Here is a 14,329-nt window from a genome sequence, read left to right as displayed (position 1 = left end):
CCCGGGCCGCCCTGCCCGGCTGGGCCGCCACGCCGCCCGCCGAGCGCGCGGCCCGCCTGGCCGCGCTGCGCGACGTCCTGGCCGCCCGCAAGGACGAGATCGCCGAGACCGTCACCGCCGAACTCGGCTCCCCGCCGGCCTTCTCCCAGGCGGTCCACGCGGCCGTGCCGATCGCGGTAGCGGCGTCCTACGCCGAGCTGGCCGCCACCCACGCCTTCGAGGAGAAGGTCGGCAACTCCACCGTCTTCCACGAGCCGATCGGCGTGGTCGGCGCGATCACCCCCTGGAACTACCCGCTCCACCAGATCGTCGCCAAGGTCGCGCCGGCGCTCGCCGCGGGCTGCACGGTGGTCCTCAAGCCCGCCGAGGACACCCCGCTCACGGCCCAGCTGTTCGCCGAGGCGGTTCACGAGGCGGGCGTTCCGGCCGGAGTGTTCAACCTGGTCACCGGGCTGGGCCCGGTCGCCGGCCAGGCCCTGGCCGAACACCCCGAGGTCGACCTCGTCTCCTTCACCGGCTCCACGGCCGTGGGCCGGCGGATCGCGGCGACCGCGGGCGCGGCCGTCAAGAAGGCGGCCCTCGAACTCGGCGGCAAGTCCGCCAACGTCATCCTGCCGAGCGCCGACCTCGCCAGGGCCGTCAACGTGGGCGTCGCCAACGTGATGTCCAACTCGGGCCAGACCTGCAGCGCGTGGACCCGGATGCTCGTCCACCGCGACCGCTACGACGAGGCCGTGGAGCTCGCCGCCGCGGCGGCCGCCAAGTACGCCGACCGCATCGGCCCGGTCGTCAGCGCCCGGCAGCGCGAGCGCGTGCTCGGGTACATCGAGAAGGGGCTGGCCGAGGGGGCCCGGCTGGTGGCCGGCGGCCCGCAATCCCCCCGCGGACAGGGCTACTTCGTCCGTCCCACGGTCTTCGCCGACGTCACCCCCGACATGACGGTCGCACAGGAGGAGATCTTCGGCCCGGTGCTGTGCGTGCTGCGCTACGAGGACGAGGAGGACGCCCTGCGGATCGCCAACGGCACGGTCTACGGGCTCGCCGGCGCCGTCTGGGCCGGCGACGAGGCGGAGGCGGTGGCCTTCGCCCGCAGGATGGACACCGGCCAGGTCGACGTCAACGGCGGTCGCTTCAACCCGCTGGCCCCCTTCGGCGGTTACAAGCAGTCGGGCGTCGGCCGCGAGCTCGGCGCGCACGGTCTCGCCGAGTACCTCCAGACCAAGTCCCTCCAGTTCTAAGGGAGTCGTCGACCATGGCTGTCCGCGCCGCCGTACTCCCCGCCGTCGGGGCCCCGTTGGAGATCACGCAGATCGAGCTGCCCGAGCCGGGGCCCGGCCGGGTCCGCGTCCGGCTCGCCGCCGCCGGCGTGTGCCATTCCGACCTGTCCCTGTCCGACGGCACCATGCGGGTGCCGGTCCCCGCCGTGCTCGGACACGAGGGCGCCGGCACCGTCGTCTCCGTCGGGGAGGGCGTCGAGCGCCTCGCCCCGGGCGACCAGGTGGTCCTCAACTGGGCCCCGTCCTGCGGCGCCTGCCACGCCTGCTCCCTCGGCGAGGTCTGGTTGTGCGCCAACGCCCTCGCCGGGTCCGCCGAGGTCTACGCCCGCACGACGCACGGCACGGACCTCCACCCCGGCCTGAACGTCGCCGCCTTCGCCGAGGAGACCGTCGTCCCGGCCTCCTGCGCCCTGCCCCTGCCGGACGGCATCCCCCTCACCGACGCGGCCCTGCTCGGCTGCGCCGTCCTCACCGGCTACGGCGCCGTCCACCACAGCGCCCGGGTCCGGTCCGGTGAGACGGTCGCCGTGTTCGGCGTCGGCGGGGTCGGTCTCGCCACCCTCCAGGCGGCCCGCATCGCCGGCGCCTCGACGATCGTCGCCGTCGACGTCTCCCCCGAGAAGGAGGCCCTGGCCCGCGCGGCGGGGGCCACGGAGTACGTCGTCGCCTCCGACCGCACGGCCCGCGACATCCGCGGACTCACCGGCGGACAGGGCGTCGACGTGGCCGTGGAGTGCGTGGGCCGCGCCGTCACCATCCGGACCGCCTGGGAGTCCACCCGGCGCGGCGGCCGCACCACGGTCGTCGGCATCGGCGGCAAGGACCAGCAGGTCACCTTCAACGCCCTGGAGCTCTTCCACTGGGGCCGCACCCTCTCGGGCTGCGTCTACGGGAACTCCGACCCGGCGAAGGATCTCCCGGTCCTGGCCGACCACGTCCGGTCCGGCCGCCTAGACCTGAGTGCGCTGGTCACCGAACGCATCGGGCTGGCGGACATCCCGGCGGCCTTCGAGACCATGCTGGCGGGCAAGGGCGGACGGGCACTGGTGATCTTCTGACGGCGGGCGGGCCCGGGTGCCGGGCCGCCGCGCCGCCGGTCAGGCGGAGTGCGGCGTCCGCTCGGGGCCCGGCTCGGGGGCGGCGCCGGCGGTCGTCAACGGGGGAGTCGCCCCGGCCGCGGTGTCGCCGGTCACGGCCCCCGGGGCCGCGGTCTGTGCGGTCGCGGCCTCCGCGGTCGCGTCCGGCGGCGCTGTCCGCGACCCCGACCGGGACACGGCCACCCCCGCCAGACACAGCGCCCCGCCCGCCAGGGTGAGCAGCCCCGGCACCTCGCCCAGCGCCAGCCACGACATCCCGACGACCAGCGCGGGCACCGCGTACGTGGTCGCCCCCATGCGGCTCGCCGTCGTCCGGGCCAGCGCGTACGCCCACGTGGTGAACGCCAGCGCGGTCGGAAAGACGCCCAGGTAGACCATGTTCAGCGTCGCGGAGAGCGGCGCGCTCCCCGTCTCGTGGGCCAGCTGTCCCGCGAACGGCAGACACACCACCGCCCCGATGGCGCACCCGAACGTCGTCACCTGAAGGGCACTCGCCCGGGCCAGGGCCGGCTTCTGGGCGACGACCCCGCCCGCGTAGCCGACGGCGGCGAGCAGACACAGCACCACTCCCAGCACGGACGATCCGCCCCGGCCGGACATCGACAACCCCACGGCGACCGCGCCCGCGAACGAGACCGCCATCCCCGCCAGCAGCCGCGGCGGCATCAGGTCGCCGAGCAGCCGCGCGCCGAGCAGGGCGATGAGGATCGGCCCGATGTTGACGACCAGGGCCGCCGTCCCCGCGTCCACCTGCTGCTCGCCCCAGTTGAGCACCACCATGTAGATGCCGAACCACAGCACCCCGGACGCGGCGATCCCGCGCCAGGCGGACCGCGGCGGCCACCCTTCACGCCGTATCGCGCAGACGACGCCCAGCACCGCCGCGCCGGACAGCAGCCGCCCGAGCGCCAGCGCCCCCGGCGAGTAGGCGTCCCCCGCGCTGCGGATCGAGACGAAGGCGGAGGCCCACAGAACGACGCTGACCGCGGCCGCTCCGGCGGCCGCCCATTCCGTACGACGTCCCGCACGCCGTGGACTGTTCATCATGGTCTCCAGGCTAGGAAGGAAGAGGGTCGGGGTCTCGCGGATTTCGGACGAGGAACCGGCGGCGCCGCGCACGAGCGGGCCTTGCCCGTCTCGCTGTGCCTCGCCGCGTCGTCGGCGGCGGTCAGCGCAGTGCCGCCGCCTCGATGCCCAGGAGCTCGGCCAGCGCCCGCTCGCCGGCCGGCGTCACCTTCACCGCCCGCTGCGAGCCGATGCGCACGCACCAGCCCGCGTCGAGCGCGTGCCGGCACAGGGCCGCTCCCGCCGCGCCGGCGAGGTGAGGGCGGCGCTCGGTCCAGTCGAGGCAGGCGCGGGCGAGCGGGCGGCGGGTCGTCCGGTCGAGCGCGATGCCGTTGCCCGCGAACCAGCGTGCCCCGGCCTCGGTCAGCACGAAACCGGCGGCCCGCTCTTCGCGGCGGCCCGCCCCGCTCAGCAGTCCACGCGCCGTGAACCCGTCGGTGAGGGCGATGCCGAGCCGCCCGGCGAAGTGGTCGTAGCAGGTGCGTCCCCGGGCCATCGCCGAACCGGCCGTCGTGGCCCGCAGGCCGCGCGGTCTGCGGGCGGGGTCCGGGGCGACCTGGGCGGCGAGGTCCTCCAGGAGCTGTGCGACCCGGGTGTCGAGGAGCTGGACGTAGCGGTGCCGCCCCTGCCGTTCCTCGGCCAGCAGCCCGCCCGCGACCAGTTTGCCCAGGTGCTCGCTCAGCGTCGACGCGGCCACGCCCGCGTGCCGGGCCAGCTCACCGGCCGTCCAGGCCCGCCCGTCGAGCAGCGCCAGCAGACAGGCGGCCCGCGTCTCGTCCGCGACCAGCCCGGCGAGCGCGGCCAGCCCCGGCGCCCGTGCGTCCCGATGATCACCCGTGTGTGTGTCGCTCACGTGGTCCAGCATGCGCGGCGAACAGTTCGGCCCGCACCGAACCGTGCTCGCCCGCCGTGCTAGGGCAGCTGCTCGAACTGCCGGGCGAGTCCGTCCAGCAGGGCCGTCAGGCCGGTCTCGAACGCCCGCTCGTCGATCTTCTCCTGCTGATCGGCGAGCAGGTGGGCCTGGCCGAGGTGCGGATAGTCGGCGGGGTCGTACGCGCTCACGTCGTCGACGAAACCGCCCGCGAACGAGCCGAGGGCGGACCCCATGACGAAGTACCGCATCAGCGCGCCGATGGAGGTGGCCTGCGCGGGCGGCCAGCCGGCGCGGACCATCGCGCCGTACACCGCGTCGGCCAGCCGCAGGCCGGCGGGACGCCGGCCGGGGCCCCGGGCGAGCACCGGGACGATGTTCGGGTGGTCGCGCAGGGCGGCGCGGTAGGAGACGGCCCAGTCGTGCAGCGCGGTGCGCCAGTCGCGGTCGTCCTCGAACATCGACAGGTCGACCTGGGCGCTGACCGAGTCGGCGACGGCCTCCAGGATCTCGTCCTTCGTGCGGAAGTGGTTGTACAGCGAGGGCCCGCTCACCCCCAGTTCGGCGGCCAGCCGACGGGTGGAGACGGTCGCGAGCCCCTCCGCGTCCACGAGCGCCCGTGCGGCCTGGACGATCCGGTCGGTGCTGAGAAGGGGCTTGCGCGGTCGGGCCATGGCGCACATAGTAGGGCTGCACCATGGAAACTAGCAGTGCTAATTTAAAGTCGGACTTCGTCGGTGGGGTGATCTCGTGGTGAATCTGGGGCTCAGCGAGGAGCAGGTGGCCGTCCAGCGGCTCGCCAAGGACTTCGTCGACCGTGAGATAGCCCCCCACGTGGTCGCCTGGGACCGGGCGGAGGAGGTCGACCGGTCCATCGTGGCGAAACTCGGTGAGATCGGTTTCCTCGGCCTGACCGTCGACGAGGAGTACGGCGGCTCGGGCGGCGACCATCTCGCCTACTGCCTGGTCACGGAGGAGCTGGGCCGCGGGGACTCGTCCGTGCGCGGGATCGTGTCCGTCTCCCTGGGCCTGGTCGCCAAGACCGTCGCGGCCTGGGGGAGCGAGGAGCAGAAGCGCCGCTGGCTGCCGGGCCTGACATCCGGCGAGTACGTGGGCTGCTTCGGTCTGACCGAGCCCGGCACCGGCTCGGACGCCGGCAACCTCGCCACCCGCGCGGTCCGCGACGGCGACGACTTCGTCATCAACGGCGCGAAGACGTTCATCACCAACGGCACCTGGGCCGACGTCGTCCTGCTCTTCGCCCGCTCGACCGACGCCCCGGGCCACAAGGGCGTCTCCGCGTTCCTCGTCCCGGCCGACACCCCCGGCCTGACCCGCCGCGCCATTCACGGCAAGCTCGGACTGCGCGGCCAGGCGACCGCCGAACTGGTCCTGGAGGACGTCCGTGTCCCCGGCTCCGCGCTGCTGGCGCCCGAGGGCAAGGGGTTCTCCGTCGCGATGTCGGCGCTGGCCAAGGGGCGGATGTCGGTCGCCGCGGGCTGCGTCGGCATCGCGCAGGCCGCCCTGGACGCGGCCGTACGGTACGCGGGGGAGCGCGAACAGTTCGGCAGGACCATCGCCCATCACCAGCTGATCCAGGAGCTGATCAGCGACATCGCGGTCGACGTGGACGCGGCCCGGCTGCTGACCTGGCGGGTCGCCGACCTGATCGACCGCGGCCTGCCCTTCGCCACCGAGTCCTCCAAGGCCAAGCTCTTCGCCTCGGAGGCCGCCGTGCGCGCCGCCAACAACGCCCTTCAGGTCTTCGGCGGCTACGGCTACATCGACGAGTACCCGGCCGGCAAGCTGCTGCGCGACGCGCGGGTGATGACCCTCTACGAGGGCACGAGCCAGATCCAGAAGCTGGTCATCGGGCGGTCGCTGACGGGGGTCTCGGCGTTCTGAGTACGTCCTGAGTACGGGGACGGATGCGGCCCGGGCCGTCCCGCGGCGATGCTGTCGCCATGAGCGACACACCGGTCAAGCAGAACACCGCCGCCTTCTACGGCCAGGCGGTCGCGTCCTTCGCCGTGGCCATGGCGGCGACCGCCATCGGCATCTTCAAACTGAACGCCGACGCCTGGGTGCGCGCCTTCCTCGCGATCGCCGTCCTCTACCTCGTGACATCGGCCTTCACCCTGGCCAAGGTGATCCGGGACCGGCAGGACGCCGCGGCCCGCGTGTACAGCCCCTTCGAAAAGCTCTGAGCGGGCGTTCTAAGCGAGCGCTCAGTTTCGGCTGTATGGTGTAGCTCCTGCAGCGAGAGGGGCGGACCAGCGATGAGTGCGGCGGAGGAGACGGCCGGCGGCGAGATCGAGCCGTGGGACGAGGTCACCCCTGACGCGGCCCGGCGACTGCTGGTCGCCGCCGTGGAGGCGTTCGCCGAGCGCGGTTACCACGCGACGACGACCCGGGACATCGCGGGCCGCGCGGGTATGAGTCCGGCCGCCCTCTACATCCACTACAAGACCAAGGAAGAGCTGCTCCACCGCATCAGCCGGATCGGCCACGACCGTGCGCTGGACATCCTGCGCACCGCGGCCGCCGGCGAGGGTGACGCCACCGGGCGCCTCGCCGAGGCCGTGAGCTCCTTCGTCCGCTGGCATGCCGGGCGGCGCACCACGGCGCGGGTCGTCCAGTACGAACTGGACGCACTCGGCCCCGAGGCCCGCGCCGAGATCCTCGACCTGCGCCGGCAGGTCGACGCCGAGGTGCGCGGCATCATCGAGGACGGGGTGGCCGCGGGCGACTTCGACGTGCCGGACGTGCACGGCACGACCCTCGCCGTGCTGTCCCTCTGCATCGACGTGGCCCGCTGGTTCAACGTGGACGGGCCCCGCACGCCCGACGAGGTCGGCGCGCTGTACGCCGAGCTCGTGCTGCGGATGGTGGGCGCGGCCGAGTAGCCGCGCCATGGCGTCCGCCGCCCCGGGTCAGAGGTAGTACCGGGACACCGACTCCGCCACGCACACCGGCTTGTCCCCGCCCTCACGCTCCACGGTGAAGGCGACGGCGACCTGGACGCCGCCGGTGACGTCCTCGACGCCGGTGATCGCCGCGGTCGCGCGCAGCCGGGAGCCGACCGGCACGGGGGCCGGGAAACGGACCTTGTTCGTCCCGTAGTTGACGCCCATCTTCACGTTCTCGACCGTGATCAGCTGCGGCCCGAAAAGCGGCAGCAGGGAGAGGGTGAGGTAGCCGTGCGCGATGGTCGTGCCGAAGGGGCCGGCGGCGGCCCGCTCCGGGTCCACGTGGATCCACTGGTGGTCGCCGGTGGCCTCCGCGAAGAGGTCGATCCGCTTCTGGTCGACCTCCACCCAGTCGGTGTACCCCAGTTGCTCGCCCACCGCCGCCTTCAGGTCGTCGGCGGACGTGAAGATCCTCGGCTCTGCCATGTCTGCGGCCCTCTCGCGTCACTAGCTGCCCATGTCACCATGCCATAGGTCTAAGCGACTGCTTAGCATGGTCCGCCGTCGGGTCGATGTCAACGGACCCGGCGGCGAGCGGGCTGGGTAGGGTTCGAGGGGTGCCGCAGATTCCCGAGAAGGTCCACGAGCTCACGGTCGGTCAGCTCGCCGCGCGCAGCGGCGCCGCCGTCTCCGCCCTCCACTTCTACGAGTCCAAGGGTCTGATCAGCAGCCGTCGCACGGCCGGCAACCAGCGCCGCTACCACCGTGACACGCTGCGCCGGGTCGCCTTCGTCCGCGCGGCGCAGCGGGTCGGCATCCCCCTGGCCACGATCCGCGACGCCCTGGCCGAGCTCCCCGAGGAGCGGACCCCGACCCGGGAGGACTGGGCCCGTCTCTCACGGGCCTGGCGCGCGGAACTGGACGAGCGGATCCAGCAGCTCAACCGTCTGAGGGACCACCTCACCGACTGCATCGGCTGCGGCTGCCTGTCGCTGGCGACCTGCGTCCTGTCCAACCCCGACGACGTCTTCGGCCGACGGGCCTCCGGCTCACGGCTGATGGCGGGCCGGAAGGAGCCCGGCGACCAGGCCCGCGGGGACGGCTGAGCCGTCTCCCCCCTCCCCCCTCCCCCTGATCCGCCCCCCGGCACGCGGACCCCCGGTGCTCGGTCCCACCCGTACCGGGTCCCACCGGTGCTCGGTCTCACTCGTACTCGGTGCCGCCCTTGCGGGTCAGGTAGGCCCCGCTGACCGCCTTGGCGATCGCCCTGCCCCCGGTCACGGGGCTGTGGCCCTCGACGGCCGGCCGGATCACCACGCCCTCGCGCAGGTGCAGCCCGCGTCCCGACACCGTCTCACGGCCGGTCGCGATCTCCAGGATCCGCTCACTGTCGTACGGGCCCTCGAACAGGCGCGGCACCAGGGGCAGTTCGCCCTCCAGGAGCTGCGCCGCGTCCAGCCAGCGCACCGTGCCGTCGATGTCCGCGCAGACGTCGAACACCGCGTACCCGAGAGTGGCGCGCCGCCCGTCCGCGCCGTACGTCAGGTCCTGCACGCCCGCTCCGTAGACCTCCGCGAACACGCCGACCCGGCGGGCGCCCAGCCGGTCGGCCAGGCGCGCCGCCGCCTCGGGGGCGCCGTGACCGCGCACGGCCCGCCAGTACAGGTTGCGGGGATCCTCCGTCAGGGCCAGGGACTTCGCCCCGAAGCCCTTCGAGGAGACGTACACCCGTTCCTGGTCGGCCACGTACGTCAGCAGGCAGGCGGAGCCGTGCAGCTTCTCGGTCACGACGACCGGCTCGCCGGCCTCGAAGATGCCGGGGTAACGCTGGATGTTCTCGATGTCGACCCAGGGCAGCAGATCCGGCGCGGCCTCGACGTCACCGCTCATGGTCGGCGGGATCGGCGGCACCCACTTGACGATGCCGAGCCGTTCCGCGAAGTCGACGCCCTCCGCCGCCGCCCGCACCAGGTCGACGTCGGCCAGCGCCCTGGGCCGGCACACGATCCCCTGCGACAGCTCGCCCCGCAGCCGCACCGCTTTGACCCGGTCCGACCCGCTGCCCGCCAGCCGCCCGGTGAGTCCCAGCTCCTCGACCAGCGCGGCGGGAAGCACCGACTGCTCGGGGATGTACAGGGCCGCCTCGCCGGTCCGGTAGGCGCCCTTGGCGACCACGGCCCGGTACAACCCGACCTGGGCCAGTTCGAGGGCGTCGGCGTTGGGGTGTTCGTGGACGGTCAGCACTTCGGCGGTGACGCGCAGCGTCGACATCAGGGGCTCCTCAGGGACTCGATGGGTCCTCGGTCGTGTTTCGTCGGCCTCTACTGTCCCCGCGGGAAACCGGTGGAGCGACCGGATTGACGGCTGCTAGCGTCGGTGGCGATCCGCTGCCCAAGTCCGCTGCGGCACCGGCCACTTCACCCGCTGCTCGGCCTTCCCGCACCCGCAAGCCCGGTCGCCCGACGCGCGTGGCACGCGGTGCGGTCCGCGTGCCGGTGGCCCCGCCCTGCGCTCATCCGCGCCCGCTCGGGTGCCGGCTCACCGCCTGTGCCACCAACTGGGCGTTCGACAGCGCCCGTTGTCCGTCCGGCAGGTGCAGCGTGTCCTCCAGGCCGATCCGGGTGGCCAGTCCGAGGCGTTGCGCCAGCCGCAGGACCGGCCAGGCTCCGCCGTCCTCGCCGTGCAGCAGCACGGGCCGGCCGAACGCGGGGCCCAGCTCGGCCAGGAGGGCGCGCGCGGTCGCCACGGCCGTCCGCCCGGCGGTGTCGGTCACCTCCGCGAGCACGCGCAGCACCCTCGGGCCGAGCGCAGACGCCGCGAACCGTGCCGCTCCGTCCGTCCCCGACCAGATGCCCGCCTCCACGCCGACGCCCCGTTCCATCAGGGCCGCCGCCAGTTCCTCCGCTCCCGGCTCGTGCCAGTTGACCGAGGCGTGGTCGGGCAGCACCGTCCAATCGCGCACCCGGGCCAGCCGTTGCGCGGGGTCCGGCTCCGCCCAGGCGCCCGTGGTGACGCCGACCGGCACCGCCACCCGCGCCCGTATCGCGTCGAGGGTCGCGGCGACCACGCGCGGTGAGACCGAGTCCCGTCCGCACGGCGTCCTGGGGTGGACATGGACGTCGGCGGCCCCCGCGGCGACGGCCTCCGCCGCGGACTCGGCCATCGCCTCGGGTGTCAGCGGGACCTTCGCGCCGTCCGCCGCGCCGCGCGTTCCGTTCAGACAGACCTGCACCATGTCCCCAGGGTGACATCCGCCACCGGCAACGGACCGGGCGACCGTCGCCGGCCCGCGGGGCCCGCGGAGCAGCGGAACAGGGGGGTGCGGCATCCCCGGCGCACCACCCCGCCGCGCCTCCGCGTCCGCCCCCGGCGTCCGCGCCGCGCCGTGCTCTCAGGCCGACATCAGCAGTCGTCCACGCCTGGCGTACGCCAGGGCCTCGGGGGTGAGGACGGGGCGTGGCACGAGGATCCCGCAGTCCGCGCAGACCGGACCCGCCGAGGGCTCGTGGTCCAGTTCGTACTTCCAGGGCAGTTCCTCGCCGCCGCACACCGGGCATTCGGCGCCCGGTTCGCGCTCCAGCGCGGCGATCAGCCTGCGCAGCACCTCGGCCATCGGCTCACGGGGGTGGACCCGCGGGTCGTCGCACCAGGCGACGCCGAAACCGCCCCAGGTCAGCCGGTGCCAGTCGTCGACGGTACCGGGCCTGCGCAGTCCGTCGTGCTTCTCCTTCCTGCGACGCTCGGCGAACTCGACCTCGTAGGCCAGCCATACGGCCCGCGCCTCCTCCAGCTCGTCCAACGCGGCCACGAGCCGCGCCGGGTCGGGGGAGCGGTCCTCCGGACCGAACCCGGCCCGGGAGCACAGGTGGTCCCAGGTCGCCCTGTGTCCGTAGGGGGCGAACCTCTCAAGGCACTTGCGCAGCGAGTACCGCCGCAGCGCCAGATCGCAACGCGGGTCTCGCACCTGTCTCGCCAGACTCCGGAAACCGGCCATCGCCTTGCACCTCCGTCACATCTGCACCTGTACTTCGGTCACTTCGGCGTCGTCGTACGGACGTCGTCGAATAGACGTATCGACATGCGATTCGGCTCCATCCGATCTCCGATGACCTCCACAAGCCGAAAACTTGACGCATGTTCATCTTCAAATCCTGGGGCTACCGGCGGTAACCTTCCGGCCACCCCCATCGCTAGGAGCAGCCGATGCCACGGCGAACCCCACGCACCACTCTCGACAGACTGAGAACTCCCGGCAGATTCCCCGGGTTCCTGAAGACAGCCTCCGTATGCGCGCTGATCGCAGGTCTTTTGTCGCCGATCACCCAAGTCGCGGCCGCCGCCGAGGCCACGGCCTCGAACGACTACTGCGGCGGCCAGTGTTCCGACATCCTGCCGCCGGGCGAGAACGGCAACGCCACTCTCGCCCAGGTCCTGCTCAACCAGGCGTTCGGGACCCAGCCCGACCACGCCGAGGACCAGCTGGGCCCCTACGCGAACCTCGCCAAGGGCTACCCCACGCTCACCAACGCCACGGTCAACACCTTCTTCAACGACGCCTCCTTCGGCGTTCCCTCCGATCAGGTGGCCTCCACCCTGAGCCCCGCGGGCCGCAGTGACGTGACGATCGTCCGCGACAAGAAGACGGGCGTTCCGCACATCACGGGCACCACCCGGTACGGCACCGAGTTCGGCGCCGGGTACGCCGCCGCCCAGGACCGGCTCTGGCTCATGGACGTCTTCCGTCATGTCGGCCGTGGCCAGCTCACGGCCTTCGCGGGCGGCGCCGCCTCCAACCAGGGCCTGGAACAGCAGTTCTGGCGCAACGCTCCGTACACCGAGGCAGACCTCCAGGCCCAGATCGACAACGCCGTCGCGACCAACGGCGCCCGCGGCCAGCAGGCCCTCGCCGACGCAGGCGCCTACCTGGCCGGTATCAACGCGTACATCGACGCCTCCGACAGCGGCCGCTACTTCCCCGGTGAATACGTCCTCACCGGCCACAAGGACTCAATCACCAACGCCGGCACCATCGATCACTTCAAGATCACCGACCTGGTGGCGCTGGCCTCGGTCATCGGCGCGCTCTTCGGCTCCGGCGGCGGCGGCGAGGTCAACAACGCCGTGTCGCTGCTCGCCGCGCAGGAGAAGTACGGCGTGGAGCAGGGCACCCAGGTCTGGGAGGCGTTCCGCGAGCGCAACGACCCCGAGGCCGTCCTCACCGTCCACAACGGCGAGAGCTTTCCGTACGCCGCCAAGCCCGCGAGCCCCCAGGGCGAGGCGCTGCCCGACGGCGGCTCGGTGACCACGCAGCCGCTGGTCTACGACGCCACCGGCACCGGCGGTGACCAGAGCGCCTCCGCCACCGCCGCGGCGGCCACCGCGTCCGCCCTCAGCTCGGCCCGGCGCGGCATGTCCAACGCCCTGGTGGTGAGCGGCAAAGCGACCGCGAGCGGCCACCCGATCGCCGTCTTCGGCCCGCAGACCGGCTACTTCGCCCCCCAGTTGCTCATGCTCCAGGAGATCCAGGGCCCGGGCATCAGCGCCCGCGGCGCCTCCTTCGCGGGCCTGAGCATGTACGTCGAGCTCGGCCGCGGCCAGGACTACGCGTGGAGCGCCACGACCTCCGGCCAGGACATCATCGACTCCTACGCGGTCGAACTGTGCCAGGACGACTATCACTACCTGTACCACGGCGCCTGCACGGCCATGGACGTCGTCGAGCAGAAGAACGCCTGGAAGCCGACCACCGCCGACGGGACGGCCGCCGGCTCGTACACCATGCGCGTCTACCGGACCAAGTACGGCCCCGTGCAGTACCGGGCGACCGTCGGCGGCAAGAAGGTCGCATACACCACCCTGCGCTCGTCCTTCATGCACGAGGCCGACTCGATCATCGGCTTCCAGATGCTGAACGACCCGGACTACGTCAAGAGCCCGCAGACCTTCCAGAGCGCGGCGCAGCACATCAACTACACCTTCAACTGGTTCTACGCCGACTCCTCCCACACCGCCTACTACAACAGCGGTGACAACCCGGTGCGTGCGAGCGGCGTCGACGCCGAGTTCCCGGTCTGGGCGCAGGCGGCGTACGAGTGGAAGGACTGGGTCCCGGCCACCAACACGGCCGCGTACACGCCCGCTTCGGCGCACCCCAACTCCGTCGACCAGGACTACTACATCTCCTGGAACAACAAGCAGGCCAAGGACTACGCGGCGGCCTCCTGGGGCGACGGGTCCGTGCACCGCGGGAACCTGCTGGAGGACCGGGTGAAGAAGCTGGTCGCGGCCGGCGGCGTCACGCGCGCGTCCCTGGCGAAGGCGATGGCCGAGGCGGCCCTCGTCGACCTGCGGGCCGAGGACGTCCTGCCCGACCTGCTGAAGGTGATCAACAGCTCCACCGTCACCGACTCCACGGCCGCGGCCGCGGTGACCAAGCTCCAGGCCTGGCTGACGGCGGGCGGCAGGCGCACGGAGACCACGGCCGGTTCGAAGACATACGCCGACGCCGACGCGATCCGCATACTGGACGCGTGGTGGCCGCTGCTGGTGAAGGCGGAGTTCGAACCCGGCCTCGGCTCCGGCCTGTACAGCGCGATCACCGCCAACCTGCCGGTGGACGAGGCCCCTTCGGCCGCCCACGGCCCGACCGGGGCGCACGCCGGCAGCTCCTTCCAGTACGGCTGGTGGAGCTATGTGGACAAGGACGTCCGGGCAGTGCTGGGCGAGTCGGTGCAGGGCGGGCTGACGCAGAAGTACTGCGGCGGGGGCACCCTCAGCGGCTGCCGTGACGTCCTGATCAGCACCCTGAAGACGGCGGCCGGCAAGACCGCGGCCCAGGTCTACCCCGGCGACACCCTGTGCGCGGCGGGCAACCAGTGGTGCGCCGACTCGATCGTCCAGCGCACGCTGGGCGGCATCAAGCACGGCAACATCAGCTGGCAGAACCGCCCCACCTTCCAGCAGGTGGTGGAGTTCACCTCGCACCGGTAGTCCCCGCGACGGCGGGTCGTGTCCTCACGGATGCGGCCCGCCGTCGGCGTCTCGCGCTCGCGTCCGCCGCCGTCGAGCGACCCGCACGGCATGTCGACGAGCGCGCGCCCGCGCGCCCGG

General features: G+C 72.8%; 14 protein-coding genes. 7 read left to right on the top strand and 7 right to left on the bottom strand.

Features of this window, described 5'->3' with window-relative positions:
* On the top strand, nt 1-1,238 hold a 1,238-nt coding region (locus tag BG482_RS36710), incomplete at its 5' end, for an aldehyde dehydrogenase family protein (protein ID WP_069773549.1).
* 14 nt (nt 1,239-1,252) lie between these two features.
* Nucleotides 1,253-2,335 carry a Zn-dependent alcohol dehydrogenase gene (locus BG482_RS36705; protein ID WP_069773548.1) on the top strand — a complete coding sequence of 361 codons (1,083 nt, stop codon included), beginning with the start codon at nt 1,253-1,255 and terminating at the stop codon, nt 2,333-2,335.
* 39 nt (nt 2,336-2,374) lie between these two features.
* On the opposite strand, the gene BG482_RS36700 is transcribed toward BG482_RS36705, so the two are convergent.
* The 3 genes from BG482_RS36700 to BG482_RS36690 form a co-directional block, all read right to left on the bottom strand.
* Nucleotides 2,375-3,418, bottom strand: a complete 1,044-nt coding sequence (locus BG482_RS36700; protein WP_256096595.1) for a DMT family transporter — start codon at nt 3,416-3,418, stop codon at nt 2,375-2,377.
* 124 nt (nt 3,419-3,542) lie between these two features.
* Nucleotides 3,543-4,304, bottom strand: a complete 762-nt coding sequence (locus BG482_RS36695) for a helix-turn-helix transcriptional regulator (RefSeq protein WP_069773547.1) — start codon at nt 4,302-4,304, stop codon at nt 3,543-3,545.
* Between the two features lie 47 nt (nt 4,305-4,351).
* Nucleotides 4,352-4,984, bottom strand: a complete 633-nt coding sequence (locus BG482_RS36690; protein WP_069773546.1) for a TetR/AcrR family transcriptional regulator — start codon at nt 4,982-4,984, stop codon at nt 4,352-4,354.
* Between the two features lie 79 nt (nt 4,985-5,063).
* Here BG482_RS36690 and BG482_RS36685 point away from each other — a divergent pair, with 79 nt between their 5' ends.
* The 3 genes from BG482_RS36685 to BG482_RS36675 all read left to right on the top strand — a co-directional run bounded on the left by BG482_RS36685 (nt 5,064) and on the right by BG482_RS36675 (nt 7,216).
* On the top strand, nt 5,064-6,215 hold the full coding sequence (locus BG482_RS36685) for an acyl-CoA dehydrogenase family protein (RefSeq protein ID WP_069773552.1): 1,152 nt from the start codon (nt 5,064-5,066) through the stop codon (nt 6,213-6,215).
* Between the two features lie 59 nt (nt 6,216-6,274).
* Entirely contained in the window at nt 6,275-6,517 is a 243-nt protein-coding gene (locus BG482_RS36680) for a YiaA/YiaB family inner membrane protein (protein WP_069773545.1), read from the top strand.
* A 72-nt stretch (nt 6,518-6,589) separates the two neighbouring features.
* Nucleotides 6,590-7,216: a TetR/AcrR family transcriptional regulator gene (locus BG482_RS36675; RefSeq protein WP_069773544.1), complete on the top strand. Its 627-nt coding sequence runs from the start codon at nt 6,590-6,592 to the stop codon at nt 7,214-7,216.
* Between the two features lie 27 nt (nt 7,217-7,243).
* On the opposite strand, the gene BG482_RS36670 is transcribed toward BG482_RS36675, so the two are convergent.
* On the bottom strand, nt 7,244-7,705 hold the full coding sequence (locus tag BG482_RS36670; RefSeq protein WP_069773543.1) for a MaoC family dehydratase: 462 nt from the start codon (nt 7,703-7,705) through the stop codon (nt 7,244-7,246).
* Between the two features lie 131 nt (nt 7,706-7,836).
* On the opposite strand from BG482_RS36670, the gene soxR reads away from it, so the two are divergent.
* Nucleotides 7,837-8,325: a redox-sensitive transcriptional activator SoxR gene (soxR, locus tag BG482_RS36665; protein WP_069773542.1), complete on the top strand. Its 489-nt coding sequence runs from the start codon at nt 7,837-7,839 to the stop codon at nt 8,323-8,325.
* A 97-nt stretch (nt 8,326-8,422) separates the two neighbouring features.
* Here soxR and BG482_RS36660 read toward each other — a convergent pair whose 3' ends face one another.
* From BG482_RS36660 to BG482_RS36650, 3 genes are all read right to left on the bottom strand, one after another.
* Nucleotides 8,423-9,490, bottom strand: coding sequence for an RNA ligase (ATP) (locus BG482_RS36660; protein WP_069773541.1), 1,068 nt, complete (start codon nt 9,488-9,490; stop codon nt 8,423-8,425).
* A 241-nt stretch (nt 9,491-9,731) separates the two neighbouring features.
* Nucleotides 9,732-10,454, bottom strand: coding sequence for a 3-keto-5-aminohexanoate cleavage protein (locus BG482_RS36655; RefSeq protein WP_069773540.1), 723 nt, complete (start codon nt 10,452-10,454; stop codon nt 9,732-9,734).
* A gap of 156 nt (nt 10,455-10,610) precedes the next feature.
* Nucleotides 10,611-11,213, bottom strand: coding sequence for a hypothetical protein (locus BG482_RS36650; RefSeq protein WP_069773539.1), 603 nt, complete (start codon nt 11,211-11,213; stop codon nt 10,611-10,613).
* 209 nt (nt 11,214-11,422) lie between these two features.
* Here BG482_RS36650 and BG482_RS36645 point away from each other — a divergent pair, with 209 nt between their 5' ends.
* Nucleotides 11,423-14,209 (top strand): penicillin acylase family protein, encoded by a 2,787-nt coding sequence (locus BG482_RS36645; RefSeq protein ID WP_069773538.1) that lies wholly within the window; start codon nt 11,423-11,425, stop codon nt 14,207-14,209.
* Nucleotides 14,210-14,329: the final 120 nt, after the last annotated feature.

The sequence above is a fragment of the Streptomyces sp. LUP30 genome, assembly GCF_001746365.1.
Taxonomy (GTDB): Bacteria; Actinomycetota; Actinomycetes; order Streptomycetales; family Streptomycetaceae; genus Streptomyces.
The sequence above is the reverse complement of the archived record's forward strand: the minus strand, read 5'-3'. Positions and strand labels throughout refer to the sequence as shown.

Coding starts and splice junctions, on each gene's coding strand:
- BG482_RS36705 (WP_069773548.1), top strand. CDS start 1,253: ATGGCTGTCCGCGCCGCCGTACTCCCCGCCGTCGGGGCCCCGTTGGAG.
- BG482_RS36700 (WP_256096595.1), bottom strand. CDS start 3,418: ATGAACAGTCCACGGCGTGCGGGACGTCGTACGGAATGGGCGGCCGCC.
- BG482_RS36695 (WP_069773547.1), bottom strand. CDS start 4,304: ATGCTGGACCACGTGAGCGACACACACACGGGTGATCATCGGGACGCA.
- BG482_RS36690 (WP_069773546.1), bottom strand. CDS start 4,984: ATGGCCCGACCGCGCAAGCCCCTTCTCAGCACCGACCGGATCGTCCAG.
- BG482_RS36680 (WP_069773545.1), top strand. CDS start 6,275: ATGAGCGACACACCGGTCAAGCAGAACACCGCCGCCTTCTACGGCCAG.
- BG482_RS36675 (WP_069773544.1), top strand. CDS start 6,590: ATGAGTGCGGCGGAGGAGACGGCCGGCGGCGAGATCGAGCCGTGGGAC.
- BG482_RS36670 (WP_069773543.1), bottom strand. CDS start 7,705: ATGGCAGAGCCGAGGATCTTCACGTCCGCCGACGACCTGAAGGCGGCG.
- BG482_RS36660 (WP_069773541.1), bottom strand. CDS start 9,490: ATGTCGACGCTGCGCGTCACCGCCGAAGTGCTGACCGTCCACGAACAC.
- BG482_RS36655 (WP_069773540.1), bottom strand. CDS start 10,454: ATGGTGCAGGTCTGTCTGAACGGAACGCGCGGCGCGGCGGACGGCGCG.
- BG482_RS36650 (WP_069773539.1), bottom strand. CDS start 11,213: ATGGCCGGTTTCCGGAGTCTGGCGAGACAGGTGCGAGACCCGCGTTGC.
- BG482_RS36645 (WP_069773538.1), top strand. CDS start 11,423: ATGCCACGGCGAACCCCACGCACCACTCTCGACAGACTGAGAACTCCC.